15 protein-coding genes and 1 pseudogene are annotated in these 17,816 nt (G+C 71.0%); 7 read left to right on the top strand and 9 right to left on the bottom strand.

Going from position 1 to position 17,816, the window contains the following annotated elements; translation table 11 throughout:
- Positions 1-33 precede the first annotated feature (33 nt).
- The gene (locus tag ABZ434_RS12660; protein ID WP_359134929.1) at positions 34-510 is read left to right on the top strand and encodes a rhodanese-like domain-containing protein; all 477 of its coding nucleotides are present in this window, start codon (positions 34-36) and stop codon (positions 508-510) included.
- A gap of 49 nt (positions 511-559) precedes the next feature.
- Here the strand turns inward: ABZ434_RS12660 and ABZ434_RS12655 are convergent, their stop codons facing one another.
- Together ABZ434_RS12655 and ABZ434_RS12650 are read right to left on the bottom strand one after the other, a co-directional pair.
- Positions 560-2,245, bottom strand: coding sequence for a DUF885 domain-containing protein (locus ABZ434_RS12655; RefSeq protein ID WP_359134747.1), 1,686 nt, complete (start codon positions 2,243-2,245; stop codon positions 560-562).
- A 35-nt stretch (positions 2,246-2,280) separates the two neighbouring features.
- Positions 2,281-2,802, bottom strand: a complete 522-nt coding sequence (locus ABZ434_RS12650) for an Lrp/AsnC family transcriptional regulator (RefSeq protein WP_359134745.1) — start codon at positions 2,800-2,802, stop codon at positions 2,281-2,283.
- Between the two features lie 59 nt (positions 2,803-2,861).
- Between ABZ434_RS12650 and ABZ434_RS12645 the strand changes: the two genes are divergently transcribed.
- Entirely contained in the window at positions 2,862-4,106 is a 1,245-nt protein-coding gene (locus ABZ434_RS12645) for a PLP-dependent transferase (protein WP_359134743.1), read from the top strand.
- Here ABZ434_RS12645 and ABZ434_RS12640 read toward each other — a convergent pair.
- The 3 genes from ABZ434_RS12640 to ABZ434_RS12630 all read right to left on the bottom strand — a co-directional run bounded on the left by ABZ434_RS12640 (position 4,042) and on the right by ABZ434_RS12630 (position 8,810).
- Positions 4,042-5,439, bottom strand: coding sequence for a GNAT family N-acetyltransferase (locus tag ABZ434_RS12640; RefSeq protein ID WP_359134741.1), 1,398 nt, complete (start codon positions 5,437-5,439; stop codon positions 4,042-4,044). The genes ABZ434_RS12645 and ABZ434_RS12640 overlap by 65 nt on opposite strands.
- A 238-nt stretch (positions 5,440-5,677) precedes the next feature.
- Positions 5,678-7,258 (bottom strand): alkaline phosphatase D family protein, encoded by a 1,581-nt coding sequence (locus ABZ434_RS12635; protein ID WP_359134739.1) that lies wholly within the window; start codon positions 7,256-7,258, stop codon positions 5,678-5,680.
- Between the two features lie 118 nt (positions 7,259-7,376).
- On the bottom strand, positions 7,377-8,810 hold the full coding sequence (locus ABZ434_RS12630; protein ID WP_359134737.1) for a PLP-dependent aminotransferase family protein: 1,434 nt from the start codon (positions 8,808-8,810) through the stop codon (positions 7,377-7,379).
- A gap of 26 nt (positions 8,811-8,836) precedes the next feature.
- Here ABZ434_RS12630 and ABZ434_RS12625 point away from each other — a divergent pair.
- Positions 8,837-9,730 (top strand): annotated as a pseudogene (locus ABZ434_RS12625) (DMT family transporter); the annotation flags it as partial.
- 57 nt (positions 9,731-9,787) lie between these two features.
- On the opposite strand, the gene ABZ434_RS12620 reads toward ABZ434_RS12625, so the two are convergent.
- A complete protein-coding gene (locus tag ABZ434_RS12620; RefSeq protein WP_359134735.1) occupies positions 9,788-10,618 on the bottom strand; it encodes an alpha/beta fold hydrolase in 831 nt (276 codons plus the stop codon).
- Between the two features lie 152 nt (positions 10,619-10,770).
- On the opposite strand from ABZ434_RS12620, the gene ABZ434_RS12615 reads away from it, so the two are divergent.
- Together ABZ434_RS12615 and ABZ434_RS12610 are read left to right on the top strand one after the other, a co-directional pair.
- Complete coding sequence (locus ABZ434_RS12615; protein ID WP_359134733.1) at positions 10,771-11,655, top strand: RNA polymerase sigma-70 factor; 885 nt, start codon at positions 10,771-10,773, stop codon at positions 11,653-11,655.
- Between the two features lie 294 nt (positions 11,656-11,949).
- A complete protein-coding gene (locus ABZ434_RS12610) occupies positions 11,950-12,717 on the top strand; it encodes a GntR family transcriptional regulator (RefSeq protein ID WP_359134731.1) in 768 nt (255 codons plus the stop codon).
- A 44-nt stretch (positions 12,718-12,761) separates the two neighbouring features.
- Here ABZ434_RS12610 and ABZ434_RS12605 read toward each other — a convergent pair whose 3' ends face one another.
- From ABZ434_RS12605 to ABZ434_RS12595, 3 genes are all read right to left on the bottom strand, one after another.
- A complete protein-coding gene (locus ABZ434_RS12605; protein WP_359134729.1) occupies positions 12,762-13,919 on the bottom strand; it encodes an ROK family protein in 1,158 nt (385 codons plus the stop codon).
- Between the two features lie 99 nt (positions 13,920-14,018).
- Positions 14,019-14,669, bottom strand: coding sequence for a response regulator transcription factor (locus ABZ434_RS12600; protein WP_359134727.1), 651 nt, complete (start codon positions 14,667-14,669; stop codon positions 14,019-14,021).
- Between the two features lie 4 nt (positions 14,670-14,673).
- A complete protein-coding gene (locus tag ABZ434_RS12595) occupies positions 14,674-15,846 on the bottom strand; it encodes a histidine kinase (protein ID WP_359134725.1) in 1,173 nt (390 codons plus the stop codon).
- Between the two features lie 107 nt (positions 15,847-15,953).
- On the opposite strand from ABZ434_RS12595, the gene ABZ434_RS12590 reads away from it, so the two are divergent.
- Both ABZ434_RS12590 and ABZ434_RS12585 read left to right on the top strand, forming a co-directional pair.
- Complete coding sequence (locus ABZ434_RS12590) at positions 15,954-16,898, top strand: ATP-binding cassette domain-containing protein (RefSeq protein ID WP_359134723.1); 945 nt, start codon at positions 15,954-15,956, stop codon at positions 16,896-16,898.
- Positions 16,899-16,900: 2 nt separating this feature from the next.
- Positions 16,901-17,638, top strand: a complete 738-nt coding sequence (locus ABZ434_RS12585) for an ABC transporter permease (protein WP_359134721.1) — start codon at positions 16,901-16,903, stop codon at positions 17,636-17,638.
- Positions 17,639-17,816 lie beyond the last annotated feature (178 nt).

Raw genomic sequence — 17,816 nt, 5'->3', positions numbered from 1 at the left:
ACCATGACCACGCACCCCATGAGCACGCACCCCATGACCACCCCCGCCGCCAACGCCGTCCTGCGGGTCCCGCCCGCCGCTCCGGCAGCGGCCGCCGCCTATTTCGGCGCCTCGCTCGCCTTCCACGCCGATGTCTCGGACGTCGCCGCCGCACTGGCCTCCGGGGACGACACCGGCTTCGTGCTCCTCGACTCCCGTTCCACCGCGTCCTGGGACCAGGGGCACATCCCCGGAGCCGTACATCTGCCCACGGCGCTCATCGCCGCACAGGCACGGCAACTGCTCGACCCCGCCGTGCCCGTGGTCACCTACTGCTGGGGCCCCGGCTGCAACGGCGCCACCCGTGCCGCGCTCGCCCTCGCCGAACTCGGCTATCAGGTCAAGGAGATGCTCGGCGGCTTCGAGTACTGGGCGCGTGAGGGTTTCGAGTTCGAGACCTGGCAGGGGCGCGAACGGCGTACCGCCGACCCGCTCACCGCACCGGACGAATCCGGCGACTGCGGGTGCTGACACCGCCCGGCCGGTCCCGGGCGCCACGTCCGGGACCGGCCGGCGCAGGTCAGAGCTTCGACAACTCGTCGACCAGGTCGTCCAGACCCAGCGGCCCCTGGGACAGGGCGGCCATGTGCCAGGACTTGAGGTCGAAGGCGTCCCCGTGGGCGGCGCGGGCGTTCTCCCGGCCGAGCAGCCAGGCACGCTCTCCCAGCTTGTACCCGATGGCCTGGCCCGGCATCGAGAGATAGCGGGTCAGCTCGCTCTCCACGAAGTCGGCCGGCCGGCCGCTGTGGTTGCCGAAGAACTCCTGGGCCAGCGCCGGCGTCCACCGCTCACCGGGGTGGAACGGTGAATCGGCCGGAATCTCCAGCTCCGCGTGCATGCCGATGTCCACGATCACCCGGCAGGCCCGCATCATCTGGGCGTCCAGGTAGCCGAGCCGGCGCTCGGCGTCGGGCAGGAAACCCAGCTCGTCCATCAGACGCTCCGCGTAAAGCGCCCAGCCCTCGGCGTTGGCGCTGACGATGCCGATGGAGGCCTGGTAGCGCGAGAGGCTCTCGGCGACATGCGCCCACTGCGCCAGCTGGAGGTGATGGCCGGGCACACCCTCGTGGTACCAGGTGGAGACCAGGTCGTACACCGGGAAGCGGGTCTCACCCATCGTCGGCAGCCAGGTGCGTCCGGGGCGGGAGAAGTCCTCCGAGGGGCCCGTGTAGTACGGCGCCGCGGCGCCACCGGGGGGAGCGATGCGGGACTCCACCTTGCGGACCCGCTCGGCGAGTTCGAAGTGCGTACCGTCCAGGGCCTCGATCGCCTCGTCCATCAGGCCCTGCAGCCACGCCTGGACCTCGTCGACCCCTTCGATGTGCTTGCCGTGCACATCGAGGTGGGCCAGCGCCTCCCAGGGGCCCGCGCCCGGCAGTACCTTGTCGGCCTCGGTCCGCATCTCGGCCAGCAGCCGGTGGTATTCGGACCAGCCGTACGCGTACGCCTCGTCGAGATCCAGATCGGTGCCGTTGAAGTAGCGCGACCAGCGGGCGTACCGCTCACGGCCCACCGTGTCCGGCTCGCCCTCGATCGCGGGCGCGTACACCTCCCGCATCCACTGGCGCAGCTCCTCCAGCGACTCGGTGGCCTGCGCCGCGGCGGCGTCCAGATCGGTGCGCAGGGATTCCGGTCCGGCGGCGGCGAAGTCCCGGAAGAATCCCGTCGTGCCGTCCCCGACCCACTCGTCGAGCTGGCCGATGAACGTCGCCGTGGCGCGCGGACCGCCGTACAGCTTCCGCTCCAGACCGAGCGCGAGGGACTCGCGGTAGCCGGACAGGGCGCCCGGAACCGCCCTGAGCCGATCGACGACGGCTGCCCAGTCCTCGTCCGTCTCCGTGGGCGTCACCGTGAACACCTCACGGATGGAGTGGGCCGGGGAGTGCAGATTGGAAACGGCCCGCAGCGCCTCGTCGGCCTCGTGCACGGCGAGTTCGGCCGTCAGCCGCTCCCGCAGGAGGCGGCCGCAACGGCGCTCCGCATCGTCGGCCGCACCGGGGAGCTGCTCCGCGCGGTCGAGCCGCACGAGGGTGGTGCGGGCCAGTTCTGCCAGCGCTTCCTGGCCGGCGGGGGAGAAGTCGGGAAGGCGGCGCGAGCTCTCCGCGACACCCAGATAGGTGCCGGAGATCGGATCGAGTTCGATGAATGCGTCGACGTAGGTGTCGGCGACCTGGCGGGGCAGCGCGCTGCTCGGAGTGTCTGACATGTGGACATCCTCGTACGGGGAAGGCCTCCGCGTCACTACCGTTCGGCGCCAGGGGCCTGGCCCGGACCGCCCTCGGCCGGCCGGCTCGAAGGCGGCAGCAGTGGACCGCATTCCCACTGCTGGAATATCAGCCGCGTCTCCACGCGGGCCACTTCGCGCCGCGAGGTGAACTCGTCCAGAACCAGACGCTGAAGATCGGCGGTGTCGGTCACCGCCACGTGGACCAGATAGTCGTCGGGGCCGGTCAGATGGAAGAGCGCACGCGACTCGGGCAGCGTCCTGATCCGGTCGACGAAGGGGCCGATGAGCTCCCGGCGGTGCGGCCTGACCTGTACGGACAGGAGTGCCTCCAGGCCGCGGCCCAGTCTGGCCGGGTCCAGTCGCAACTGGTGACCGAGGATGACGCCCGTGCGGCGCAGCCTGGTGACCCGGTCCAGGCACGTCGACGGGGCGACCCCGACCTCGGCCGCGAGCTCGCGGTAGGTGGTCCGGGCATCGTTCTGCAGGAGCCGCAGAATATGCAGATCCACCGTATCGAGAGCGACAGAATCGGTCATTCGCCGAACGTAGCACGGGGTTCCTCCATCACGTCCCGGTCTTTGTTCAGAGTGAGGTCATGGACACCGAATCCTCGCTGGCGCCCTCGACGACACCCCCGAACCGGGCGCAAGCCACCGAAGCCGTGCACGCCGGACGCGAAGACCTCGCGGCTCTCGGCCTGCACGCCCCGCCGATCGACCTGTCCACCACCTACCCCTCGTACGACTCCCGGGGCGAGGCGGAACGGATCGACTCCTTCGCCGCGACCGGTGCCCGGCTCGACGGTCCGCCGGTCTACGCACGGCTCGACAACCCGACCACCGCCCGGTTCGAAACGGCCCTGGCGCGGCTCGAAGGGACCGCGAGCGCCGTGGCGTTCGCCAGCGGGATGGCCGCGCTCACCGCCGTTCTGCTGGCCCGCGCGAGCATGGGACTGCGGCATGTGGTGGCCGTCCGCCCGCTCTACGGCTGCAGCGACCATCTCCTGGGCGCCGGGCTCCTGGGCACGGAGGTGACGTGGACGGATCCGGCGGGCATCGCCGAGGCGATCCGCCCCGACACGGGGCTCGTGATCGTCGAGACACCTGCCAACCCGACGCTCGCCGAGGTGGACATCCGGGCGGTCGCCCACTCCTGCGGCTCGGTGCCGCTGCTGGTCGACAACACCTTCGCCACTCCGATTCTCCAGCGGCCCGTCGAGCACGGGGCGCGGATCGTCCTGCACAGCGCGACGAAGTACCTGGGCGGTCACGGGGACGTGATGGGCGGGGTCGTCGCCTGTGACGAGGAGTTCGCGGCCCGGTTGCGCCAGGTGCGCTTCGCCACCGGTGGGGTGCTCCACCCGATGGCCGGATACCTGCTGCTGCGTGGTCTCGCCACGCTGCCGGTGCGCGTCCGGGCCGCGTCGGCGAATGCCGCGGAACTCGCCCGTCGCCTCTCCGCCGACCCGCGGATCGCCCGTGTGCACTACCCCGAACTGGGCGGCGCGATGGTTTCGTTCGAGGTGTACGGGGACCCGCACCGGGTGATCGCCGCGGTGCGGCTGATCACGCCGGCGGTCAGTCTCGGCAGTGTGGACACCCTGATCCAGCACCCGGCCTCCATCAGCCACCGCATCGTGGATGAAGGGGACCGGCAGTCCTCGGGGGTCGGTGACCGGCTGCTGCGCATGTCGGTCGGACTGGAGGACGTCGAGGACCTGTGGGCCGACCTGTGCCAGGCACTGAGCGGCGAGGAACCGGTCCGTCAGCTGGTGGTCAGCGCTCAGCCTGCTCGTACGGCGGCAGGGAGCGCACCGGTGCCGCGCCCAGCCGGGCGGTGATCACGAGCGTGCCCTCCTCGATCTGGTAGTCGAGCGGCAGCGAGAGCGCACGCATGGCGGCGACCATCCCGGTGTTCGACGCCTGGGTGACGGCGTAGACGCTCTCGCAGCCCGCCTCGACGGCGAGCGCCACCAGGCGGCCCAGAAGCTCGGAGCCGATGCCGCGGCGCTGCCAGTCGTCCTCGACGAGCAGGGCGACCTCGGTCTCGTCACCGTCCCAGAGGAGGTGGCCGAGGGCCACTGTCCGGCCGGAGGCCGTCTGCACGGCCAGGGTGCGCCCGAAGCGCGGGCTCAGCAGGTGCTCGAGATAGCGGTCCGCGTCGCGCACGGGGCCGTGGTAGCGCAGCCGCAGGGTCTGCTCCGAGCAGCGGTCGTGCATGGCCCTGGCCGCTTCGAGGTCGCCGCGGTCCGCCCGGCGCACGGTGATGGCGTTGCCCTCGGGGAGGGTGAGTACGTGCGCGCTGCGCGGGATGCGGGGGCCGAGGCGCGCATCGAGTTCGACCAGGGCGCGCGCCCTGGCGAACTCCGTAGGAGTGAAGGGGAGGTAGGGGCGCTCGACGGTGATGACGCCGCCGGACGGATCACGCAGTCGCATCACCGTCTCCTCCAGCACTCCCTCCACGGGCGCGGTCTCACCGGTGGCACGTCCGCTGATCGACATGGCAGGCAGGGAGTGGATGGTGCACCGGCCGAGCAACTGGCGCAGGGCGAGAGGAAGTTCGGCCGCGTCCAGCGCGGTCCGGGTGGCGAGGCCGAGTACCCGGGTCGGGGCATCCACCAGATCGTGGGCGTCGGCGCGCTCGATCCAGGTGGAGCGGCCACCCGCTTCGGAGATGGCACGGGTCAGCTGTGCCGCGGGCAGCGAGGCGGGAGCGCGCAGCAGGAACTCGTCGACGGTGCCTTCGGCCAGCGGGTGCGTCTGCAGGGTCAGGATGTCGATCCGGTGGCGGGCCAGCACGGTGCAGAGTGCGGCCAGGCTGCCGGGCGCGTCCCGGACCGTGGTCCGCATCCGCCACAGCACCGTCTCGGCGGCTGCGGGATCCGGTGACGGGGCGTCGGCCCGCACCGCCCGGTCGTCCGCGCCTGCCGGGCCCTCCGCATCCGGCGGTGGCGCGTGACTGTGCCGGCGTGCCCACCAGGTGTGGAACGCGGCGGTGGCGGTCAGCGCCACCGCCGAGGCGATCAGCAGATACGGGCCGTCCGGCTGGTGTCCGATCAGGTTGGCGATCGCGTCGGCGACGGCGACGGCGGTGAACAGGGCGGCGAGTTCGATCAGGTCCCGGCGCCAGTGGTGGGGGCGGCGGGCGTTCTTCGCGTAGGTCACATCAGTCATGACTTCACTGTGACCGAACGGTGTTGCCTGATCACGAACGCCTTGTGACCGATGGGTTAAGTGTGGATCTAGTCGCCTATCGTCTGTTTTTGGTCGGTTGCAAGTCCATTTTGAGCGGCGTTCGGGCCGGGAATCGTTGCCCGGCCGGGCCGCGCCTGGCGCGCGGCGCGTGCCGGGCCGCCGTGCGGCGCCCCGTGCTCCTGCCCGGGCCCGGCGCGGTCAGGTCAGGCAGCCCGGTTCACTGCCCGACGCGTCCGGGCTGGAGCACCTTGCTGAACAGGACAGATCCGCCCTGTGCGCGAAGGCGTACGGTCAAGTCCCCGCTGTCACCGTCGATGTCCACCTCGCCGAAGAGCGCGGGTGCCTCCATGGGCGAGACGTTGGCCCGGTCGGGCGCCTGAACGAAAACCTGATCGGGGCCGAATGTGCCGTCGAGCGCGTTGGACGGGAACTGGCCGGCCGCCAGCGGTCCCGTGACGAACTCCCAGAAGGGGGCGAAGTCCTGGAACGCCGCCCGCTCGGGGGCGTAATGCTGGGCGGAGGTGTAGTGCACGTCCGCCGTCAGCCACACCGTGCCGGTGATTCTGCGGTGCTTGATGAACCGGAGCAGTTCCGCGATCTGCAGTTCGCGGCCGAGTGGGGCCCCGGGATCGCCCTGGGCCACGGCCTCGAAGTTCGTGGCGCCGTCGGCGACGACGAGCCCGAGGGGCATGTCCGCGGCGATCACCTTCCAGACCGCCCGGGACTTCGACAGTTCGCGCTTGAGCCAGGCCAGTTGGGCGGCGCCGAGGATTCCGGTGGTGTCGTCGGGCTGTCGGCCGGGGGAGTTGGCATTGCGGAACGTCCGCATGTCCAGGACGAAAAGGTCGAGCAGCGGACCGTGCCGGACCACCCGGTGGACCCTGTCCCCACCCGCGGATCCGTGCAGGCTCGACACCGGGAAGTAGTCGCGGAAGGCCTGCACCGACCGGGCCGCCAGTACGTCCACGTTCTTCTCGGTGTACCGGGCGTCGTCGAGGATCTGCCCGGGGTACCAGTTGTTGCGCACCTCGTGGTCGTCCCACTGGATCACCGAGGGCACCTGCGCGTTGAACCTGCGGAGGTTGTCGTCCAGGAGGTTGTAGCGGAAGTTGCCCCGGTACTCGGCGAGGGTCTCCGCCACCTTCGCCTTCTCCTCGGTGGTGACGTTGTGCCAGACACGTCCGTCGGGCAGCGTCACGCTCGGCTCGATGACTCCGTCCGCGTAGATGTTGTCCCCGCTGCACAGGAAGAAGTCGGGATCCAGGCGGCGCATCTCGTCGTAGACCCGGTAGCCACCGATGTCCGGATTGATACCCCACCCCTGGCCCGCGATGTCGCCGGACCACAGGAACCGCACCCCGTCCCGTCGGCGTGCTGGCGCGGTCCGGAAGGTGCCGTACACCGGTTCGCCGGTACGCCGGGGGTCGTCCGGGGCGGCGAGCGTCACCCTGTAGTGCACCTGCTCACCGGGCGGCAGGCCGTACAGCGGCGTCGTTCCGGTGAAGTCCGTACCGGAGCCCAGCAGCGGCCCGTGCCAGGTGCGGGCGCGCCGGAAGGACTCGGTCGCCGACGTCTCCACCACCATCCGGGCCGGCCGGTCGGAGCGGACCCACACCAGAGCGGATGACGACGTGACATCGCCGACCTGCACACCCCAGGCCGCGTCCGGGCGGCCGGACCGTGCGAAGGCCGGAGCTGCCGCGCCGGCCACGGGGAGCGTCAGTGCGGCCGTGGCCACCAGCGAGCCGCGGAGCACGGCACGGCGGTCGGGGGAAGGAATTCGCGGACGGTACGGCATCGAGAGGCCTCCGGCGGGTCGGACGTACGGACTGCTGAGCGACCGGCCCACCCTCGCGCCCGACGGAGGCGGGCACACCAACGCGAGGTGAATACCCGGCACCTGCCCCGACGCCCGGTCAGCGCCCGCCTCGCGGGCACGCGGCGAGCAGTTGCACACCGCGGGTGATGTCCGCCGGCGGCAGGTGCGCGTATCCGATCACCAGGCTCACGTATCCATCGGCGGAACGTGCGTCACCGCAGTCACCGAGAGGCCTCAGCGCGATCCCGGCCTCCGCCGCGCGGCTCACGAACTCGGCCTCGGGACCGTACTGTCCGGGCAGCCGGGCGATGACGTGCAGTCCGGCCGCGATACCGCTGACCTCGGCTCCCGGAAAGTGCTCGGCGAGCGCGGTCGTCAGGACGTCGCGGCGCTCGCGGTAGGCGCGCTGGCAGCGGCGCAGCTGCCGGTCGTAGCCTCCCCGGACGATGAAGTCGGCGAGCACCGCCTGGTCGACAGCCGGATTGCCCATGTCCATGGTCCGCTTGCGGTCGACGATCTCGTCCGTCATCGATGCCGGAGCCAGCAGCCAGCCGAGACGCAGGCCGGGAGCCAGGGACTTGCTCACGGAGCCGGTGTAGGCGACGTGCTCGGGGTCGAGGCCCTGGAGGGCGCCGACGGGCGCGCGGTCGTAGCGGAACTCGCCGTCGTAGTCGTCCTCCACGATGACGCCGTCCGTCTCCCTGGCCCAGTCCAGAAGCCGGCTGCGGCGGGCGGCGGAGTACGCGATGCCGGTGGGGAACTGATGGGCCGGAGTGGTCACGACGGCGCGTACGCCGGAGCGCACGAGCGGCCCGATCGACAGCCCTTCGTCGTCGAGCGGGAGCCGCACCGTGGCGAGACCCGCCGACGCGAAGAGCGCGGCGTGCTCGGGGCTCCCGGGATCCTCTACACCAACGGTGCCCAGTCCGCGTCCGTGCAGGACGAAACCGAGCAGCGTGGTCGCCTGGGCGACGCCCGAACAGACCAGCAGGCGCTCCGGGTCGGCCACCACACCGCGGCGCCTCGTCAGCAGGGCGGCCAGGGCATCACGCAGTTCAGGCAGCCCGCGCGGATCCGGATAGCCCAGCGCACTGTGGGGCAGCCTGCCGAGAACCGAACGGTGCGTGGCGGCCCAGGCGCTGCGAGGGAAGAGCGAGAGGTCCGGCGTCCCCGGCCGGAAGTCGACGTGGGTTCCGGGGGCGCGGGGAGCGAGATCGCGGGCCCCGCCCCTGGCGGCCCGCACCGATCCGCTCACCCATGTCCCCGCCCCCTGCCCGCTGCGCAGGTAGCTCTCGGCGGTCAGCTGTTCGTAGGCCTCGGTGACCAGACCGCGCGAGACGCCGAGATCGGCGGCGAGAGCGCGGCTTGCCGGCAGCCGGGTCCCGGGCGCCAGGCGGCCGGAACGGACCGCCTCACGCAGGGCGGACTGCAGCGCCCGCCCGCGCCCACGGGCCGGGGCCGAAGCGGCCGGAAGCAGCAGTTCCCAGGCCGCCGAGACGGACTCCTGCGCACCGCCGGCGGTGGCCGGCATGGAATTGGTCCCCGAAGACGTCACAAATGTGGACCTTAAACCGGGCCGCCCATCCGCATAGCGTCGGTCCCATGAATGTGACCTATCTGCGTGGCGCGTCTCTCGCCGCCTTCGCCTCCGTCCTCGTCGGTGTCTCCTTCACCGCCAACAGTGTCCTCGGCGACTATCCGTATGCCGGCGGTCAGGCGCTGCGCTACGGACTCGCGGCCCTGCTGCTTCTGCCCCTGCTGAACCGGGCCGGTGAGCCTCCGCCGGCCGAGGTGCTCCGTGGGCTCGGCCCCAGGCAGTGGGGCAGGCTGGCCCTGCTCGCCGCCGTGGGAATGGTCGGCTTCAACCTTGCCGTCCTGGCGGCCGAACGGTCCGCGGAGCCGGCCGTTCCGGGCGTGTTCGTCGGGTGCGCCCCGATCCTCGTGGCCGTCCTCGTGCCACTGGCGGCCGGGCGCAGGCCGACGCGTGCCGTGCTCAGCGCCGCGGCGCTGGTCGCCGTCGGCGCGTTCACCGTCCAGGGCTGGGGGCAGACCGACACGGCGGGCATCGTCTTCTCCGTCGGTGCGCTGGCGGGTGAGGTGGGCTTCGCGGTGATCGCCGTGCCGGTGCTGCGTCCGCTCGGGCCCAAGCTGCTCTCCGCGACGGTCTGCGCGATCGCCGCGGCGGAGTCCACGGTCCTCGGGCTGCTGGTCGACGGCACGGGATTCGTCCGCGTGCCCACGACCGGCGAGGCGGCCGCGCTGGTATGGCAGGCCGCTGTGGTGACCGTCATCGGGTTCGTCTGCTGGTACCGCGGCATGCAGCGCATCGGAGCGGAGCGCGCCACGCTGTTCCTCGGGCTGATTCCCGTGGCCGCGGCGCTCAGCGCCCCGCTCGTCGGTGCCGGCTCGTACGGCCTCGCGCAGGCGGCGGGCAGTTGCCTGGTCGGGGCCGGGGTGGCGATCGGCTCGGGCGTCCTGAACCGGCGGGGTCGAGAGAGGGCGGCGGAATCAGCGGCTGGTGTCCAGAATCACCCGCGCCACCAGAGCCGGGTCGTCGTTCATCGGCACGTGGCCGCAGCCGGGAAGGCGGACGAGCCGGGCACCCGGGAGGGCGTGCTTGGCCCTGATGCCCTGGCGTCGAAGGAGCAGCCGGTCGTGGCCGCCCCAGGCGATGGTCACCGGTAGACCCGGGACGTCGTCGGTGAACCGGACGGTCCGTCCGGCGGCCAGTGTCCGGTGGAAGCCGGTCGCCCTTCGCAGGGCAAGGGTCTCGGACACGGCGGCCTCAGGGGAGCGCCGCCCTGGCCGGGCATAGATCGTGCTGGTCAGGACGGTGCGACCGGCGGCGGTCAGGGAGAGCCGCTCGATCAGGGGCAGCGGCATCGACTCCGCTGCGAGCCGCATGGCGCGGAGCGTTCCGAACGCGTACCGGCGCTCGGGATCCGTCCAGAAGCCGGCGGGCGAGAGCGCGGTCACCGAGCGTGCGAGCTTCTCGCGGCCCAGCTCCAGTGCCAGCAGCCCGCCGAGCGAGTTCCCCGCCACGTGGGGTCGGTCCACCCCGATCGCCTCGCAGAAGGTCCCGAGCAGTGGCGCCACGGTCGTCAGTTCGTACGTGACGTCATCGGGCAGCCCGGGGGAGGCGCCGAACCCGGGCAGGTCCACGGCGATGACATCCCGCTCCAGGGCCAGGAGCGGGATCACCGGGTCCCAGGCCTGACGGTGGTGGCCGATGCCGTGGAGCAGCAGCAGCGGCTCGCCGGAACCGGATCGCTCGTACGCCACGGACACGGTCCGCGGGCCTCGGGGTGACTCGACGGTGAACGAGACCGTGGTGGCCATGGAGGGGCTCCCGGGTGAAGCGGCACGCGCATTCCGTACCTGCAAGCGGCTTAGACATTCCGTCAGCAACAATTACCGCCAGGTAGCTTGTAGTTCAAGAGGGCAGGGGAGGTGAACTGGACAGGCTGCGCAGGGTCGGCTGGGATGGAACGGTGACAGCCGAAACCGCGACCGACCTCTTCGAGGAGCACCGGCCCGTACTGATCGGGGTCGCCTACCGCATGCTCGGCCGGATCGCCGACGCCGAGGACGTGGTCCAGGAGGCTTGGCTCCGCTGGTCGGCGGCCTCGCGGGAGGATGTGCGCGAGCCGCGTGCCTTCCTCGTCAGGATCGTCACCCGCCTCGCCATCGACCGGCTGCGTCAGCTAGGGGCCCGGCGCGAGGCGTACGTCGGACCGTGGCTGCCGGAGCCGCTGGTCACCGACTTCGGGCCGGCCGCACCCGACACGGCGGAGCAGGCGGTGCTCGCCGACTCGGTCTCCGTCGCCGTACTGGTCGTCCTCGAGTCACTCTCCCCGCTGGAGCGCGCCGTCTTCGTCCTGCGCGAGGCCTTCGGCTTTCCGTACGCGGAAATCGCCACGACACTCGACAGGTCCGAGACGGCCGTACGTCAGCTTGCCGGGCGCGCCCGGCGCCATGTGGAGGAACGCAGGCCCCGTTACGACGTCGATCCCGTCCAGCGGCGCGACCTCACGGAGCGCTTCCTGGCCGCGGCCGCCGGCGGTGACTTCGATGCGTTGCTGGCGCTGCTTGCCCCGGACGTGCGGCTCGTCGGCGACAGTGGCGGAAAGTCGAAGGCGCCGCTGCGGATCCTGGAGAGCGCGGACAAGGTCGGCAGGTTCCTCTTCGCCGTCGCCCACGGCCAGGTCCCCGATCTGGAAGTCCGGTTCCTGGAGCTGAACGGCGGCCCGGCGGTGCTGATGCTCTCCGGCGGGAAGCCGGACTCCGTATTCCAGGTGGATGTGCGGGACGGCGTCATCCAATGCGTATATATCGTTCGCAACCCTGACAAACTCACCACATTCGGCGGGGAATAGCCGCCCTCGGCCGTCTCCTGCGGAAGTCGCCCCCGGCCGCCCGTGCCGGAGAGCCGCCCAGCCGCGCACCGAAGCCCCGCGAACCCGTCCGGACGTGGGGCTTCTTGCTGACCCGAGCCCCGCCTTCCGCGAACGTCCTGTGAACGCTGCACGGCGGATCGCGGGTTCGCGGTCCCGTGGCCGCAGGATTGGTCTTGACCAAGGGGGTGCGCCGTCCTATGGTCTCAACGTTAAGGCAGGAACCTTTAATAAATAACGTCGCGGAAAAGCCGCTGGGCGATTGCGGAGGACAGGGTGGGGACCACGCAGCTGGAATCGGTGCAGGAGCCGAAGTACTGGCACCTCAAGACCGTGCTCAGTGAGGCACTCGACTCGGACTTTGCGGTGGGGGAGATCCTCCCCAACGAGCGTGAGCTCGCCGCCCGGTTCGGCGTCGCCCGGGCGACGCTCCGGCAGGCCCTGGAGCAGCTCGAACTCGAAGGAAGGCTGCAACGCCGCCGGGGAGTGGGCACCACGGTCGCCCCGCCGCGCGTGGGCGTCGCCGTCTCCACGGCGCAGCACGACTGGTCCGGAGGCGGCGCGGGCGAGGCCTGGCAGTCGGTGGACTGCCGGACGGCGGCCGCGCCGGCCGCCGTGGCCGCCATGCTGGACGTGGCGGGCGACGAGCCCGTCCACATCGTGCGCAGGATTCGCCTCACGCACGGGCAGGCGGTCGCCGCGGAGCTGCTGTACGTACCGGCCGCCTCCGTTCCGGACCTCTCGGCGATAGACGCCGCGTCGGGTCCCGCCAGGGCGCGCAGCGTCGTACGGGAACTGCACCGGCTCGGCCTCGACGGGCAGGACCGTTCCGTGGAGCTCGGTTCGGCGCGCGCGGACGACGCCAAGGAGCTCGACCGGCTCCCCGGTGCCCCGGTCCTCGTCGTGACGACCCGCTACCTCGCGGCCGGCGGCACAGCGGCCGTCTCCGTCGCGACGTACCGGGCCGACACCTGCCGTCTCACCTTCGGCGACTCGGGCGACCTGGAGATCAGCCACGACGACCGGCCGCGCCAGGCATCCTGACCGGATGACCGCACGCCGGCGCGTGCACCGTACGGCCCGTCGCTTCAGCGGCGGGCCGTCACCGTTCCCTCGACCGCGAAGAGCTGTTCCTCGACATGGTCGAGCGCCAGACGCAGTGCGCCCGTGGCCACGGCAGCCTCGCCGAGCAGCGACAGGGTGACCCGAGGGGGCCGCAGACAGTAGCGGGCCAGCTCACCGCGGAGCGGGTCCAGTACCCCGTCCAGTCCGGCGGCCCAGCCGCCGATGACCACCAGTTCCGGATCGAGCGCCAGCACCAGCGCCGCCACGTCGTGGACCAGACGCTGGATGAACCGCTCGACGGCAGCCTGCGCCTGCTCATCGCCCTGCCGCGCCTTGGCGAACACCGCGGCGACCGCATGTTCGTCGAGCGGATCCAGGGGCGTGTCCGTCGTCGACAGCAGCCTCTCCGGCGTGACGCCACGGCCGAGGAGATGCAGCGCACCGATCTCGCCCGCTGCCCCGCCGAATCCGCGGTGCAGTCTCCCCCCGATGAGGGAACCGGCCCCTGGGCTGAGACCCGCCAGGACGAACACGATGTCGTCGGACTCCGTCGCCGCCCCCTTCCAGTGCTCCGCGACCGCCGCCGCGTTCGCATCGTTCTCCACGAGCACGGGGCAGCGGAACGAGCGCCTCAGACGCTCACCGAGCGCCAGCCCCGTCCAGTCCGGAAGAGCGGTGCCGAGGCGGACGGTGCCATCGGCCTCGACGATGCCAGGGCTGCCCACGCCGACCGCCCGCAGACTGCTGCGGGCCACGCCCGTCCGCCGCAGGACGTCGGCGACCACGGCCCGCACCCTGTCGAGTCGGTCGTCCGCGCAGGCGGTCTCCGACACCTCGCGTGAGCCGGCACCGATGATGCGGCCGTCCAGTCCCGACAGCAACGCCGAGACCCGGTGCGGGCCGATCTCGATGCCCAGAAGGTGTCCTGCCTCGGCCCGGAACCGGAACCGGCGGGCAGGACGCCCCTGACGCCGCGCCTCGGCACCGTCCGGGGCCGACTCGACGACCAGCCCTGCTTCGAACAGCCCCTCCATGACGCCCTCGACCGTAGGCCGGGACAGGCCCGTGATCCGGGTCAGGTCGGTAAGGGTCGGGGATTCCGCACCCCTGAGGGCGTGCAGCACCACCGCGGAATTGATCCGACGCAGCAACGACGGGTCCCCACCGGTCAGCCGGCCCACGGTGTGTCCTCCCAGCTTGTGCGCATGTCAGGCGGATCGTACTCGTTGCTCAGGGACCGGGCGACCGTGGGCGCCGGGGCCGTCCGTGAACACCCGGTATCAGCCAGGAGCGACGAATCCGGACTCGTAGGCGGCGATGACCGCCTGGGTGCGGTCCCGGGCACCCAACTTCGCCAGCACGGCGCTGACATGGGACTTCACCGTCTCGATGCCCACCACGAGCCGAGCTGCGATTTCGGCATTGGACAGACCGCGGGCCATCAGGCGCAGCACCGCCGCCTCGCGCTCGGTGAGGGCAGCCCGCTCCATGGCCTCGCGCGCCTTGCTCGTACCGTATTCGGCGGCCAGCTGTCGCACTGCTGCGGGGAACAACAGGGACTCGCCCTCCGCCACCAGTCGCACGGCGTGCACGATCTCGGCCGGCCGGGCCCGCTTGAGGAGGAACCCGTCCGCACCGGCCCGCAATGCCTCGTAGACGTACTCGTCGTTCTCGAACGTCGTCACCACCAGGATCTTGGGTGGCGCCGACACCGTCCGCAGCAGCACCCGAGTCGCCTCTATGCCGTCCATCAACGGCATACGGACGTCCATCGCGACCACATCAGGACGCAGCTGACGCACCAACGGGATCACCGCGGCACCATCACCCGCCTCACCCACCACCTCGATGTCGGGCTGGGCTTCCAGGACCGCGCGCAGTCCCGCGCGGACCAGAGGTTCGTCGTCGACGAGAAGAACGGTTACCGGCATCGGGTCAGCGTATGCGGTGCAGAGGAAGGCTCGCGTGCACCATCCATTCCCCCTTGTGCGGTCCTGTCCTGGCGCTGCCGCCCAGCAGCGCGGCTCTTTCCCTGATACCCCTCAAACCACTTCCGCCCCCCGTGGCAGTGGCCGAACCCGTGAGCGGATTCGCCACCTCCAGCTCAAGCCGGCTGTCGGCGACGGTGATGCGGACCCGGACCGCGACCGATCCGGAATGACGAAGGACATTGGTCAGTGCCTCCTGGAGGATGCGGTATCCCTCGCGGGACACCGACGCCGGTACCTGCTCCAGTGGACCGGACACATCCGCATCCACCTCGGCCCCGGAGCCGCGCGCGGAGTCCAGCAGACGGTCCGCCTCGCTCAGCGATGGCCGCTGCCCCGACGGGGTGCCCGATTCGCGCAGCACTCTGAGCACCCGTTCCAGGTCGTCCAGCGCGTCGCGGCCCGTCTCCTCGATCGCCAACAGCGCCCGCTCGGTGAACGCCGGATCATGTGCCGCTCGGGCCGCACCCGCCTGCACGACGGCGATCGTCAGGGCATGCCCGATCGAGTCGTGCAGCTCCCGCGCGATCCGGTTGCGCTCGAGCAACTGCTCGGTACGCTCCTCCAACGCGGTCATCCGCTGCGCCGGAGTCGGTCCGAGCAGCCATCGGGCGGCTGCGGTGATCAGCTCTCCGCATCCCACGACCACAGCGAGCAGCATGACCAGGGGGACCGGAGCGAGGAGCGCAGCCCACCAATGCGTGCCCAGACCGGTGGCGAACCACTCGTCGCTCGGCTGCGAACCGGCCGCTGAGCGGACGAGGTCGACCGCCGTGGCCGACAGCCAGACCGTCGCCATCCCGGCCAGCCCGGCGCACACCAGTCGCACCTCCAGCCAGAGGGAGGTCCGCCACCGCTCGGACCACGAGGTGGAAGGAGCGACCGCGACGGATGCCCCGGGGTCGCCACGCTCCTCGGGCGTGAGCAGCAGCTGTGCCTGGACTCCTTCCGCAAGGCGCATGCCGGGAATCAGCCCCACCAGAGCCGCGAGGACGACCGGCACCCATGGCGTGTCCGTCGAGATGAACAGCCAGACGCTCACGACGGCGCCGGGCAGGAGCAGATGCAGCCACCGTGTGTAGGTGACCGGCATGGTCAAGGGGCGTAGAAGGCTGGACATGGTGCCATCGTGTCAGCGAGCTCCTCGGATCGGCTCCCCCGAGCGAGGGAGACGATCCCCTCCGTCGGGGGAGGACCGCTGTCGGGCCGGGCGGCCAGTCTGAGCACATGACCAGTATCGACGTAAACGAGCTCACCAAGGATTACGGCGCGATCCGTGCCGTGGACCGTCTCACATTCAGCGTTCGACCCGGCCGGGTCACCGGCTTCCTCGGGCCGAACGGGGCGGGCAAGTCCACCACCATGCGCCTGGTCCTCGGCTTGGACCGGCCCACCGGCGGTACCGCCACGATCGGCGGGCACGCCTACGCGGCTCTGAATGATCCCCTGCGCCGTGTAGGGGTGCTGCTCGACGCGCAGGCCGCCCACGCCTCGCGGACCGCGCGCAACCATCTGCTCGCGCTGGCCACGAGTAACGGTATGAGCAGGTCGAGGGTCGAGGAAGTCCTGGAGGAGGCCGGACTCGGCCACGTCGGAGGCCGGCGGATCAAGACGTTCTCCCTCGGCATGCGTCAGCGCCTCGGCATAGCGGCAGCCCTGCTCGGCGACCCGGAGGTGGTCATGCTCGACGAGCCGTCGAACGGGCTGGATCCGGAAGGCATCATCTGGATCCGGGAGTTGATGAAGCGGCTGGCACGCGAGGGCCGCACCGTACTTGTCTCCAGCCATCTGATGAACGAGACGTCATCGTTCGCCGACCATCTGATCGTCCTCGGCCGGGGCCGCCTGCTCGTCGACCTCCCGATGCAGGAGTTCCTGGACGCCCGGAGCCGGCCCCGGGTGCGGATGCGGGTGAGCACGACCGAATCGTCCCGGCTCGGCCATGTCCTGACACGCAAGGGATATCGGGCCGCGGAGGGCGAAGACGGGTGCTGGACGGTGGAGGGAGCGAGAGCGGACGAGATCGGCGCGCTCGCCGCGATTGAAGGTTTCCCGATTCTTCAGCTCGTGGACGAGCAGGCCACGCTGGAACAGGCATACCTGGATCTCACCGCAGGAGCAGCCGAGTTCGAGTCCGCCACTTCCACCGCCACCGCCCCACAGGAGGCCTGAGCATGTCGACGACCGCAGTCCTGCGTTCCGAGTGGATCAAGATCAGATCGGTGCGCTCCGTAGCCGGGTCCCTGGTGGCCGTGTTCCTCGCGACCATGGCCGTCACCGTCCTCAGCTTTGCCACTGTCGGCCAGGCCGAGGCGGACGGCGCGGATGCGGATCTCGTCTTCGGCGCCTTCTACGCGCTGAACTTCGGCCAGATCGCGGCCATAAGTTTCGGAGCCACGGCGATCTCGTCCGAGTACGTCAACGGAGCGCTGCGCATGTCGCTGGCTGCGGTTCCGCGACGCACACTCTTCTACACAGTCAAGATGTCACTCATCGGGGGAGCGGCCCTCGCCACAGGACTGGTCACCAGCTTCAGCTCGTTTCTGGTCGGACAGTCGTTCATGGGGGAGTACGCCATCGGGCTGGGAGAACCGGGCGCCCTGAGGGCCGCCTTCGGCAGCGGTGTATATCTCGCCCTGATGACTCTTTTCGCCGCCGGGCTGACCGTCCTATTGCGCAGCGCGGTTGCCGTGCTCAGTTTGCTCATCCCCTTCATCCTGATTGTCTCGTTCGTCGTCGGTGACGTGGGGGGCGGTGCGGCCGACTATCTTCCCGACCGGGCCGGACAGTTGGTGCTGCACCAGCATCCGGACAGCAGCATCGGGCCCTGGACCGGGCTGGCCGTCACTGCGGCATGGGCAGGGGCGGCCTTGCTGGCCGGATGGTGGGCCCTGCGTCGCCGGGATGCCTAGGACATGTTCGGGCGGCGGGTGGCCAGTTGACCGGACACGTGTGCCCGACGGGCACGGCGCCGAGCGAGAGACTGGAACCGTCCATGCCAAGCTTCGAGATCACGCCGAGCGGTGCAGCGCGGAGCGACCGGAGGGGCGTTCAGCGCACGGCCAACTGGGGCGCCGTAGTCATGCCGTA

Source organism: Streptomyces sp. NPDC005761, from assembly GCF_040630635.1.
Lineage (GTDB): Bacteria > Actinomycetota > Actinomycetes > Streptomycetales > Streptomycetaceae > Streptomyces.
Note: the sequence above shows the minus strand (reverse complement) of the source record. Positions and strands in the feature narration are given on the sequence as shown.